An 11,705-nucleotide genomic window follows, 5' to 3' on the forward strand; every position below is an offset into this window, starting at 1 on the left:
TATATACGTTATATACAAGCTTATAACGCGCAGCAGATTTGCGGTAACGCAAGCCGATGAAGGGGTCGATATGATCAAGGCTGTTATTTTTGACATGGATGGAACGCTGATCGATACCGAGCGTTTGGACATGAGGGCATGGAAGGTGGGCGCGGCCGAGCTGGGGATCGCGATTGATGATGCGTTAATCCATCAGTTTATCGGCCGTTCGAATGCCGATGTTAAGGACATCCTTGAGGCGCATTACGGCAAGGGCGAAACCGCCGACGCGATTTTTGCCCGCAACATTGAGCTACACAGCGAGATGGCCAAGACCGACCTGGAGCTTAAGGCCGGCGCCGCCGAGTGCCTCGACGAGCTGCTGGCTGCGGGCTATCACGTGGGCCTTGCGACGTCGTCACGCCGCGTCGCGGCCGAGCGCAATCTTAAGACGGTCGGCCTCTTTGACAAGTTTGAGACGGTGACCTGCGGCGAGGACGTCGTGCACGGCAAGCCCGACCCCGAGATGTATCTGCTTGCCTGCGAGCGCGCGGGCTTTGCCCCCGAGGAATGCGCTGTGGTCGAGGATTCGCGCAACGGCTGCGTCTCGGGTATTACGGCCGGCTGCCATGTCTTTGCCGTCCCCGACATTGTGCCGCTGCCGCAGAATGTGGTGGATGGCTGCGAGGCCGTGCTCGATACGCTGTTCGACCTGACGGCGGCGGTCAAGGCCGTGCGCTAAAGGTATGCGCCGAGATCGATGACGGTGGCTTCGGAGTGGCCGCTTGCCTGGGTGCCGGCGCGCTCGGCGATCTGGGCGCCGATGCCGTGGCCGTCGGCTGCGGCATTTCGCTCTCCGGCGTCAATGATCTCAATTTTGATATCGGGATACAGGGCGAGGGCCTTGTGGATGCCAAGTATGCGCAGGGCGAGCTGCATGAATGCCTCCCTGTCCGTAACGGTGATTTGGCGTGGCACTCTTCGCGTTTCCCAAGATAAAACCTGCCAAAATAAACCTGTCCCTTTTTGGTAGGTTACTGGTTCATATTGCCGTGGATGTAGGGGGTGACTTCGGGGGAGATGTGGGCGCAGCCCAGCTCGCGCAGCGCGGACTCGATGGCGGCGGGCAGCGGGGTCTTGCCCTCGGCATTGACGGTAGCACCGCCGAGGGCGGCAATTTTGGCGACATCTGCGTGAGCGGCCTCGATACGCATGCGGCCGCCGACCAAGCGCGCGCGTACCTGCGACAGACCAAGATCGTGCAGGTAGTCCTCGCAGGCGCGGATTAAATCGACCTTCTCGTGCGTAAGCTCCTCGCCTGTGGGGACGCGCGTGGCAAGACAGGCTCCCGCCGGCAGGTTCCAAACGGGATAGCCCCATGCGCGCAGCAGCTCGCGCTCTTCGTCCTTGGTAAAGCCGACCTCCATAAGAGGGGAGCGTACGCCGAGCTCTTTGGCAGCGCGCATGCCGGGACGGTAGTCACCGCGATCGCTTGCATTGCTGCCATCGATGACGGTGGGAAAGCCGAGCGACTTAGCGTGGTTGACGATGGCGGTAAAGCCGGCGTGCTTGCAGTGGTAGCAACGGTTGGCGTCGTTGCAGGCTACTTGGGGGAGCTGCAGCTGATCGACCGAAAGATTGAGCACGGGGAGCTTAAAATGCGGTCCCTCATTGGTTTGCCTGTCAACGGATCGCTCAAACGAGGTCTGTTCGGGCGTGCCGATGAGCGGCGTGGTGAGGTGAACGAGAAGCGTGCTGGCAGGCATGATGCGGGCGCAGACCGCGGCCAAAAAGCTGCTGTCGACGCCACCGGAAAAGCCGATGGCGACGCGTCCGTATGCCAAAAGCAGCTGTTCGAGCGCCGCGAGTTTGTCCTGAAGCTCCTTTGCAGGTGCGGTAGTGTCTGAAAGCATAAAACAATCCTTACCATTGAGTACTCGGTCGAAAACTATAATCCTATCGGACTGCTCGTCATATGACTTTTGCCTATGTAACGATAGTGCAATATGCTATATACGTTATATACAAGTTTGTAAAGTGCGCTAGAGTGGCCGTAATGCAATCCGGTGAGGGGACCGATATGATCAAGACTGTAATTTTTGACATGGACGGAACGCTGGTCGATACCGAGCGTTTGGGCATCAAGGCATGGAAGGCGGGCGCTGCCGAGCTGGGGGTCGCGATTGATGATGCGCTGATCCATCAGTTTATCGGCCGCACTCTGCCCGATGTCATGGACATCCTTGATAAGCATTACGGCAGCCATGAAACCACCGAGGCGATCTATGTTCGCCACAAGGAGATTCGCGACGAGATGGTCAAGACCGATTTGGAGCTTAAGGCCGGTGCCGCCGAGTGCATAGGCGAGCTGCTGGCTGCGGGCTATCACGTGGGTCTAGCGACGTCGTCGCGCCTCGCTACGGCCGAGCGCAACCTTAAGATGGTCGGCCTTTTTGACAAGTTTGAGACGGTGACCTGCGGCGAGGACGTCGTGCACGGCAAGCCCGACCCCGAGATGTATCTGCTTGCTTGCGAGCGCGCGGGCTTCGCCCCCGAGGAATGCGCCGTGGTCGAGGATTCACGCAACGGCTGCGTCTCGGGTATTACGGCCGGCTGCCATGTCTTTGCCGTCCCCGACATTGTGCCGCTGCCGCAGAATGTGGTGGATGGCTGCGAGGCCGTGCTCGATACGCTGTTCGACCTTACGGCGGCGGTCAAGGCCGTGCGCTAGACAGCTGCGGCGTTGAAACGGGCAATTGCCAACATTTACGCTTAAGCATAAGGGGTCCGGCAATGGCCGGGCCTCTTTTGCTTAAGCTGCGTTTTGGCATACTGGTCGACGTGCTATAGATACGCGCCCAGGTTGATGGCGGTGGCTTCGGCTTGGCTGCTTGCCTGGGTACTGGCGCGCTCTAAGAGGAACGGCCGCACGAGTTCCTGACGGTTGATGTCCTCGGCGGCTGTGACCTCGTTGACGGTGCGTGCGGCGGAGCCGATACGGACGCGTTTGGTTTTTGTCGGCGCCTTGTTCTCGATTTGCTCCACGAGCAGCTGCACGCCCTTGCGGCCAATTTCGTAACCCGGCGGTGCCACTGTGGTGAGAGGGACCGACCCGCTCCATGCAAGCGGGTTGCCGTCGCAGCCAGCCACGCGAACTTGCTTGGGGACGGAGATGCCTTTGTCGATCAACGCCGAGATAACACCCGAGGCCAATACGTCGGTTAGGCCGATGACAAAATCCGGACGCTCGTCAGCAGAGCGCTCGGCAATCTGGGCGCCGATGCCGTAACCGTCGGCAGCGGTATTCCATTCTCCGGCGTCAATGACCTCAATTTTGATATCGGGATACAGGGCGAGGGCCTTGTGAATGCCAAGTACGCGCAGGGTGAGCTGCATAAATGCCGCTCTGCCCACAACGGTGATATGGCGCGCGCCGCGGGCGATGGCGAGCTCGGCGATAATGCGCCCCTGCGCCTCGTTGTCGGCGGCCACGTAGTAACCGGGCTCGGAACAGTGAATGTCCAGATGGACAATCGGCACGGGCATCTTGGCCATGGCGGGGTGCCAGTCGGGGGATGCCATGGGCTGAACCATGACGCCGGACATCTGGGTGCCCATAAAGTAGCGCAGGTAATGGTCTTCGAGAATATCGTCGTTATCGGCGTTGGCGATGAGCAGGTCGTAACCGTGCTTGCGGGCCTCGTTATGGGCGCCGCTGGCAATTTGGAGCGAGAAGCCGTGGTCGAGACGGGGGAGGACCAGGCCAAAGGACTTGGTGGTGCCTCCTGCGAGCTGGCGGGCGCTTTGGTTGGGCAGGTAGCCAAGGCGATTGATGGTCTCATTGATGAGTTTGAGGGTCTCGGGGCGCAGCTTTTCGGGATGGTTGAGCGCGTTGGATACCGTGCCCAGCGAGACCCCTGCCTCGCGCGCGACGTCGCTGATTTTTACCTTTGCCATAGCGGCCCCTTTGATGCGTTTCAAGTACAAGCCAGATTGTAGCATCGCCCGTCCCTAGGGTGTCAAAACCTGCCAATTAGGGACAGGTTTATTTTGGCAGGTTTTATCTGGGGAAACGCTATTGCCAGCGCGACCACCACGAAGGGGACAGGCACCTTTGTGGCGGTTTGGACCGGCTGAACGTGTGTGCATCGGGTGGTATCTAAGTTGAGATACCACTTCTGGTATATCAGCTTGCGCTTGCGTGAGTACAATACTCGAACGTTATACGTCTCAGCGCCCCTTGTGCGTGGACGTTTTGCAGTCACGCGAGCGAAGGGATTTATCCTATGTGCGGAATTGTCGGCTACACCGGCTCTGATATTGCAAAGAACATCCTTGTCACGGGCCTTAAGCGCATGGAATATCGCGGCTATGACTCCTCGGGCGTCGCACTCGAGGTGGGCGAGGGCACGGCGGCTCACCTCGACGTCATTCGCCGCGTGGGCAAGGTCGCGGGCCTGGAGAGCGAACTTACCAATGTCGACAGCGACGCCACCTGCGGCATCGGCCACACCCGCTGGGCTACCCACGGCAAGCCCTCCGTTGTCAACGCCCATCCCCACACCAGCTGCGACGGTCGCATCGCCATCGTCCACAACGGCATCATCGAGAACTTCGCCGAACTGCGTGAGGAGCTGGAGGGCCGCGGCCATCACTTTAAGAGCGAGACCGACACCGAGGTCTTTGCGCACTTGATCGAAGAGGCCTATGCCGAGACACACGACCTGATGGCTTCTGTGCGCGAGGCCTGCACCCACGTGGTGGGCGCCTATGGTTTGGCCGCCGTTTCTGCCGATGAGCCCGGCGTGATCGCCGTGGCCCGCAAGGACTCCCCGATTGTGGTCGGTGTCGGCGAAACCGGCTCCTACGTTGCCTCCGACGTGATCGCGCTTATCGATGCCACCCGCGATGTCGTGGTGCTCGAAGACGGTCAGTTTGCCAAGCTTACGCCCGCAGGCGTCGAGTATACCGACGAGGCTGGCAACGTGATTGAGCCCAAGCTTACCCATATCGACTGGGACCTGGATATGGCCGAAAAGGGCGGTTATCCCGACTTTATGCTTAAGGAGATCCATGAGCAGCCTCGCGTCGTGCGTGATACCCTGGTGGGCCGCATGACCCCCGCCGGTGAGCTCGATATCGACGAGCTGGGCCTTTCGCTCGAGGAGCTCAACGATATCGACCGCGTGTATGTGATTGCCTGCGGCACCAGCTACCATGCCGGACTTATCGCCAAGAACCTTATTGAGGGTTGGGCTCGTATTCCTACCGAGGTCGAGGCGGCAAGCGAGTTCCGCTATCGCAACCCCATCATCACGCCGACGACGCTTGTCGTGGCCGTGTCCCAGTCGGGCGAGACGGCCGACACCCTTGCCGCCATTCGCGATGCACGCATCAAGGGTGCCAAGGTCTTTGGCATCACCAACGTGCTGGGCAGCCCGGTGGCGCGCGAGAGCGACGGCGTTATCTACACCAAGGCCAACAAGGAGATTGCAGTTGCCTCGACCAAGAGCTTCATCGGTCAGGTCGTGAGCCTTACGCTTTTGGCCCTGCTGCTGGCGCAGGTTAAGTACCGTCTGACCACCAAGCAGGCGCGCATGCTGTTCCGCGAGCTTTCCGATACGGCCGAGCAGATCCAGTGGATCCTGGATACGCAGACCGAGGCCGTGCACGAGGCCGCGCTTGTCTGCAAGGACGCGCAGTCTGCACTGTTCGTGGGTCGCGGCATGGGCGCCGCCATTTCCTACGAGGGCGCGCTCAAGCTCAAGGAGGTCAGCTACCTGCATGCCGAGGCATATGCTGCCGGCGAGATGAAGCACGGCCCTATCGCGCTGATCGACCCGGGTTTCCCCGTTATCGCGGTTGCAACCAAGAGCGCAACATACGACAAGACGGTGTCGAACCTCATGGAGTGCAAGGCGCGCGGCGCCAAGGTCATCGTCGTTGCTACCGAGGGCGACGAGGAAATCAACAAGATCGCCGACTGCGTCATTCGCGTGCCGTCCGTCCGTGACGTATTCAGCCCCATCACGGCGAGCGTTCCGCTGCAGCTGCTCGCCCGCGAGGTTGCCATCCTGCGCGGTTGCGACGTTGACCAGCCCCGCAACCTGGCCAAGAGTGTCACAGTAGAGTAATCGAGTTCCTACGTCCTAACAACTAAGGCCCGGCTCCGTTGCGGCGGAGCCGGGCCTTGTTGCATCTGCCCAGATAAAACCTGCCAAAATAAACCTGTCCCTTTTTGGCAGGTTAGCGGAGCTTGCTGGTCTCGAAGTACTCGGGATATTGGTCCAGGACTTCGGTCTGGTTGCGGAACATCATATGCAGGTGCTTGCTGACCAAAAAGCTTGCCTCGATAGGATCGCGACCGGCGATGGCGCGGCGGATTTGCTTGTGCTCGTTAACAATCTCCTGATTGTCGAGCGCCTGCGTAGCGGCGCGCAGCCAGCGGAAGCGCTCCAGGTCGGCATTGGTCGCCTCGAGCCACGACCACACGGTGCTGCGGCACGCGATGCTAAAGATCATGCGGTGCATGAGGTTGTCGCTTAAAAAGAAGCCGATGCGGTCCTCTTCGGCCATGGCTTTTTCCTGCAGCGCGATGGCTCGGTCGAGCTGCTCGATGGCTACCGAGGTGGCACGGGCGCAGCACTCCACAATCACCTGCTTTTCCAGGTGTTCGCGAATGTAGCAGGCACTCTCGGCAAGGGTGAGGTTGATGGGCGAGACATAGGTGCCGCTTTGGGGCACGGTGCGCACTAGGCCCTCTTGCGCCAGACGCACCAGTGCCTCGCGCACAGGGGTGCGCCCCATATCTAGGTCGTCGCAAAGCTGCTTGACGCCCAGCTTTTCGCCCGGCTTGTAGTCCAGGTAGACTATTTTGCGTCGAATGGTGTGGTAGGACTGGTCCTGTAGGCTCGTTTCCTGCTCGCCGACGTGCATCGATTCTTCCATAGTGCCTCGCAACTGTTCTATCACACTCATATGTCAGTTGTTAATTATGCCGCGAATCAGCTCTCCGCGCTGGATAATTCGGTTGTTGCCCGAGAACTATTGTGGCATCTTAGTCTGTTTTTGCGTATGGCTGTGCTCGATGTTGCCGTATCATAAGCCGTCGCAAACGTGAAATAGAAAGAAGGAATCCCATATGCAACTGGTAAATATCGTACGCGAGCGCTGGAAGGGTGTCTTGTTCTGCCTGATCATCGCCATCCCTGCGTCGTTGCTCGGCAAACAGATTGAGGTGGTCGGTGGGCCGGTATTTGCCATCCTCTTTGGCATGGTTCTGGCGCTCGTCTTTCCCAAGAATCGTCGCGAACAGCTCGCCGCCGGCGTCACCTATACGTCTAAAAAAGTCTTGCAGTACGCGGTTATCCTGCTTGGCTTTGGCATGAACCTCTCGCAGATTCTGTCCAAAGGCGCCCAGTCGTTGCCGATTATCGTGGCTACGATCTTGACCTCGCTCGTCATCGCCTTTGTGCTCTGCCGCGTTATGAACGTACCGGGCAAGATCGCGACGCTTGTGGGTGTGGGTTCGTCGATTTGCGGCGGTTCCGCCATCGCCGCGACCGCGCCTGTCATCGATGCCGACGATCGCGAGATTGCCCAGGCTATTTCGGTCATCTTCCTGTTTAACGTTATCGCGGCGCTCGTGTTTCCAACGCTTGGAGGCATGCTTGGGCTGACCAACGAGGGCTTTGGCCTGTTTGCCGGTACCGCTATCAACGACACCTCGTCTGTAACGGCTGCGGCGAGCGCCTGGGACAGTATGCATCCCGGCGCCAATGTGCTCGAGAGCGCTACGGTAGTCAAGCTCACCAGGACGCTGGCCATTATTCCCATCACGTTGGTCCTCGCATGCTGGCAGATGCATCTGGCGCGCAAGGCCGGCGGCGACGCCAAAAGCACGTTCTCCCTTAAGCGCGCGTTTCCCATGTTTGTGCTGTTCTTTGTGCTGGCGAGTGTGGTCACCACAGTGTTTCAGCTTCCCGCGTCCGTTACGGCGCCCATCAAGGAGCTGTCGAAGTTCTTTATCGTGATGGCCATGGCGGCTATTGGCTTTAATACCGATATCGTCGAGCTGGTCAAAAAAGGTGGCAAGCCCATCGCATTGGGCTTTTGCTGCTGGATTGGCATTGCGTGCATGGGTCTGGGAATGCAGCACGTGCTGGGAATCTGGTAGAGAAGTAGCCCATTTACGTGCTGGTTGCTGGTGGCCGCATCCTCGCGGTGGAGCGATAGGAGCTCTTGCGGGTATGGCTTGTCCGCAGGTTAATAGATCCCGAAGAGCTCTTATCGCCCCGCCAGGATGGCGATGCGGGGCAACACCTATACTCGCAGGACGGCGCTTTCTGCCCTATAGTGTTTGGTGAGCAATATCGTTCAATTTTGAAACACTCGGTCGTGCGACCGTCGGCGGTTGCACGTCGCAGCGGACAGGGGCAAATCATGGATAGCGATGCCAAGCTGAAGATCTTGAGCGATGCCCTAGCTGCTGCCGGGGCCTCGGCATTGGCAATCGATGCGCGTGGGGACGTCGCGATCTCGACCATGAATGACGCGGCGCTTGAGCGGGATGTGGCGGCTTTTGTCGCTGAGCGCCTCGACCGCATAGGAGACGGCGCGCGTCTGGTTATGGGGCGTGCGGGTACGCGCCTGAGCCTGACCGTTCGCCCCACCGACAAAGAGGGCGGGGGCCTTTGGGTCATCGTGGTCCGCGAGGTGCGCGCCGCCGCGGCGCATGCGGGCATCGAGTGGCTCAACGCCGACGAAGTTGAGGCCCGCTACGAATCGAGCGCGTACGGCATCGTCGAAGACGCGGCAGCGGTCGCTGCCCCCGTACGGGAGAGCTATGCGCGCGGAGTGCCCCTTATGCTCGAGGGCGAGCTGGGCGCGGGACAGGATCAGATTGCAAAACGCCTGTACCTGGATGGACCCTATGCCGACCAGCCCTTTGTGTCCGTTGCGCTCGATGAGCTTACGGATCGCGGTTGGCGCCATCTGCTCAAAAGTTCCGAATCGCCGCTATTCCAAACGGGGCTGACACTTTGCATGGGCGGCTGGCATGCTGTTGGCCCCCAACGCCTGCGCGAGCTCGTGTCCGCAATGATCGACACGGCGCTCGCAACTCGTTGCCATGTGGTGTTGACGGCAAACGACATGCCAGGCGGCGGCGAAAGCGATCAGGCTGCTTTTGTAACCGAGCGTCTGGCCTGTGCAGTGAGTGTGGCGCCGGCGATTGCCGAGCAGGGCGGCGCGTCGGAAAAGGTTGCGCGCTATCTGGAGTATCTGGCAGATATGTTTGAGACGGCAACACCCGCCTTGTCGTCCGGGGCGGCAAAGACACTCGATGCCTATCGATGGCCCCGTAACTATCTACAGCTTCGTGAGGTTTCGGAACGACTTTATATATTAGTGAGGATGGGTACGGCCGAGCGGGCGGTGGCGGAGGAGGTGCTCGCTCAGGAGGACGTTATCAAGACCGCGACCTTTGGTGCCCCGACGCTCGATAGCGATCTGTATATCTTGCGCCCACTGGCCGATACCGAGCGCGATATCGCGCGGCTGGTCGTAGGTCACCTTCACGGCAACAGGACCCGAGCTGCCGAAGTGCTAGGCATAAGCCGTACGACCCTGTGGCGCCTGCTGAAGGACGACGACCGTTAAGCGAGGCGCCCGTGACCGCGCGCGGCGCGTGTGATACAGTCCAAAGCAGTATTGTTTCGACTGTGTTACGGCGTGCGGGGAGTATGGCGGAGACTTCAAAAACAAATCGGGTTCGAAAGCCCGCGGCGCCGGTCAACCGTCGCACGACTTCACGGACGTGGGGCAAAAGCGCCTCGGGGTTTGATGGCTCGTTCAAACGCACTAAATATGGTTATCCTTCGGCAAGCGCTCGCTTGGCCATGCAGGCCGAATCATCGCTGTGGGGCCGTAAGCGTGTGGTGGGGTCAAAGCTCAAGCACGATGGAACGCTCGGCTACATTAGCCGTGGCGCTGCTCGCCGTAGCGGCCTCAATCCCGCAGGCTGGCATCGCTATGTTCCGATCGCGGTCGTTGTCGCGGTGATTGTCATCGCGCTCGCGGCGCTCGGTTACGCCGGCGGCGGGGCCAATCTGGACGCAATGTTTAAGTCGCCCGAGCTCGCGCATGCAGGCACAGAAGTTGTCGAGGGCGTTCAGACCCAGACGGGCGTCGCGCCCCAGCGCGGTATCGTTGCGGCGGCCTCCACCATCGCCGATGCGCAAAAGGACGAGGGCGAACAGGGCGATGGCGCCAAAGCGACTCGAACGAATGAAACGACGACAAATCCATCGGCAAGATAAGTTGCTAGTGGGGTAGCAAATTTGGGACGGGGCCTTTTAGCTGCCCAAGTGTCGAATGCCATCAGCAGCTCATTCGATGTCAGTCGCCAACAGAGAGCGGGCCGCATTTGCGCCAAGGTGACGTGAAATGAGAGGGCGTTGACCTTCTGGTCGCGCCCTCGAAATCGAACGTCAGATTGGCGTGAATACGGCTCGCGCAGCGTCAGCAGGTCCGCCGTTCGGTAGAACGGCGGAACTAATTACCTAACGTACACCACGTTGTCGCGGCGCGGCTTTGCCTCGGGTAGCGTGTCCTCGGCATAGCCCAGAATGCAGTTACCGACACCGCGCAGGCTGCCGTCGGCGGGCAGGCCCCAGCTGGCCAGCAGCTCCAGGCCCTCGGGCGAGTCAAAGACCTCATGCGCGCGATGAATCCAGCACGAATCGACACCCAGTGCATAGGCGGCGTTGAGCAAGTTGCCCATGGCGAGCGAGCCGTCTTCCAGATGTGTGGGCACGCTGCGGTCAACCAGCACCACCACAACGGTCTTGGCGCCATAGAAGGGGTCGCTGTTGCTGCCCATGACCTGGGCGTTGAGCTGTGAGAGACGCTCGACGGTCGCGGGGTCGGTGACGGCGACAAACGTCACCGGCTGGCGGCCCATACCGCTCGGTGCATATTGGCCGGCTTCGATAATACGTGCAAGCTTTTCGGCCTCGACGGGACGATCGCTGTATTTGCGGCAGCTGCGGCGGTGAATGAGCGCTTCGATAGTCTCCATGGTGTCTCCTTGCGGTGGCGTTGCAGATGCCCCGTTCATACCCGTCGGGCTCAACGATAGACGGTCAATTGCCCGGCAAAAGGATAGATTCCAATTGGGAAAGTAGGTTTGCATAAAAGTACCTTCAAAATGTGACAAACCAATGGGATGATTAAACGTTTTATCCCGTCTGCCCTGCGGTTTTTACCACTTGCCTAAATGACGAACGCATAACCTCTGATAAAGGTTTTACTAAAGGAGTACCAACGTTTATCAACGCGCCGTGGTGCGCTGGGCCAGGAGGTAACTATCATGTTCCAGGCTGGAGATGTCGTCGAGACCGATTTCGAAGGATTTCTGAAGCTGCTGCGTTCCAAGACGCGCGCTTTTGTGACGATTGACGATCACGAGTACTACATCACGCACACCGATGGCTATTGGCGTGTTCAGGATTGCGAGGCCCTCAACGATAAGGGCCACTTTACTGACTGCTCCGAGCTGGTCAACACGCTCTGCGAGGTCGTCGAGCTGCCTTGGATCAGCGGCAAAAGCCTGCACGATAGCTTCTCGGGCGCTACGGTCTACGAGGCCGTCGCCGCTTAACAGGCAATGAAACCCGATTTTCACGTGACCGCTGGCGCCGCCCCCGCGCCGGCGGTCTTTTTTG

At 59.7% G+C, this 11,705-nt stretch carries 12 protein-coding genes; 7 read left to right on the forward strand and 5 right to left on the reverse strand.

From position 1 onward, the window contains the following. Positions 1-70: 70 nt before the first annotated feature. Positions 71-721, forward strand: a complete 651-nt coding sequence (locus ACTQX9_RS06300; RefSeq protein ID WP_427795280.1) for an HAD family hydrolase — start codon at positions 71-73, stop codon at positions 719-721. On the opposite strand, the gene ACTQX9_RS06305 is transcribed toward ACTQX9_RS06300, so the two are convergent. Both ACTQX9_RS06305 and ACTQX9_RS06310 read right to left on the reverse strand, forming a co-directional pair. Beyond that, positions 718-918, reverse strand: coding sequence for a hypothetical protein (locus ACTQX9_RS06305; protein ID WP_441016603.1), 201 nt, complete (start codon positions 916-918; stop codon positions 718-720). The genes ACTQX9_RS06300 and ACTQX9_RS06305 overlap by 4 nt on opposite strands. A 95-nt stretch (positions 919-1,013) precedes the next feature. Then, positions 1,014-1,892 (reverse strand): hypothetical protein, encoded by an 879-nt coding sequence (locus ACTQX9_RS06310; protein WP_441540786.1) that lies wholly within the window; start codon positions 1,890-1,892, stop codon positions 1,014-1,016. Positions 1,893-2,059: 167 nt separating this feature from the next. On the opposite strand from ACTQX9_RS06310, the gene ACTQX9_RS06315 reads away from it, so the two are divergent. Beyond that, positions 2,060-2,710, forward strand: coding sequence for an HAD family hydrolase (locus tag ACTQX9_RS06315; RefSeq protein ID WP_427719784.1), 651 nt, complete (start codon positions 2,060-2,062; stop codon positions 2,708-2,710). 113 nt (positions 2,711-2,823) lie between these two features. Here the strand turns inward: ACTQX9_RS06315 and ACTQX9_RS06320 are convergent, their stop codons facing one another. After that, positions 2,824-3,936: a LacI family DNA-binding transcriptional regulator gene (locus ACTQX9_RS06320; protein WP_441540787.1), complete on the reverse strand. Its 1,113-nt coding sequence runs from the start codon at positions 3,934-3,936 to the stop codon at positions 2,824-2,826. A gap of 329 nt (positions 3,937-4,265) precedes the next feature. On the opposite strand from ACTQX9_RS06320, the gene glmS reads away from it, so the two are divergent. Beyond that, positions 4,266-6,113, forward strand: coding sequence for a glutamine--fructose-6-phosphate transaminase (isomerizing) (glmS, locus tag ACTQX9_RS06325; protein WP_441016615.1), 1,848 nt, complete (start codon positions 4,266-4,268; stop codon positions 6,111-6,113). Positions 6,114-6,225: 112 nt separating this feature from the next. Here the strand turns inward: glmS and ACTQX9_RS06330 are convergent, their stop codons facing one another. Continuing rightward, complete coding sequence (locus ACTQX9_RS06330; RefSeq protein ID WP_441016618.1) at positions 6,226-6,927, reverse strand: GntR family transcriptional regulator; 702 nt, start codon at positions 6,925-6,927, stop codon at positions 6,226-6,228. A gap of 193 nt (positions 6,928-7,120) precedes the next feature. On the opposite strand from ACTQX9_RS06330, the gene ACTQX9_RS06335 reads away from it, so the two are divergent. From ACTQX9_RS06335 to ACTQX9_RS06345, 3 genes are all read left to right on the forward strand, one after another. Next, positions 7,121-8,155 carry a YeiH family protein gene (locus ACTQX9_RS06335; protein WP_427719780.1) on the forward strand — a complete coding sequence of 345 codons (1,035 nt, stop codon included), beginning with the start codon at positions 7,121-7,123 and terminating at the stop codon, positions 8,153-8,155. 266 nt (positions 8,156-8,421) lie between these two features. Then, on the forward strand, positions 8,422-9,639 hold the full coding sequence (locus ACTQX9_RS06340; protein WP_441540788.1) for a helix-turn-helix domain-containing protein: 1,218 nt from the start codon (positions 8,422-8,424) through the stop codon (positions 9,637-9,639). Positions 9,640-9,878: 239 nt separating this feature from the next. Beyond that, entirely contained in the window at positions 9,879-10,298 is a 420-nt protein-coding gene (locus tag ACTQX9_RS06345) for a hypothetical protein (RefSeq protein WP_441016627.1), read from the forward strand. Between the two features lie 239 nt (positions 10,299-10,537). On the opposite strand, the gene ACTQX9_RS06350 is transcribed toward ACTQX9_RS06345, so the two are convergent. Then, positions 10,538-11,059, reverse strand: coding sequence for a nitroreductase family protein (locus tag ACTQX9_RS06350; RefSeq protein ID WP_441016630.1), 522 nt, complete (start codon positions 11,057-11,059; stop codon positions 10,538-10,540). A 291-nt stretch (positions 11,060-11,350) separates the two neighbouring features. Here ACTQX9_RS06350 and ACTQX9_RS06355 point away from each other — a divergent pair, with 291 nt between their 5' ends. Then, the gene (locus tag ACTQX9_RS06355; RefSeq protein ID WP_441054516.1) at positions 11,351-11,641 is read left to right on the forward strand and encodes a CDP-alcohol phosphatidyltransferase; all 291 of its coding nucleotides are present in this window, start codon (positions 11,351-11,353) and stop codon (positions 11,639-11,641) included. The last annotated feature ends 64 nt before the right edge of the window (positions 11,642-11,705 follow it).

It is taken from the genome of Collinsella sp. LCP19S3_F2 (assembly GCF_052121015.1).
GTDB lineage: Bacteria > Actinomycetota > Coriobacteriia > Coriobacteriales > Coriobacteriaceae > Collinsella.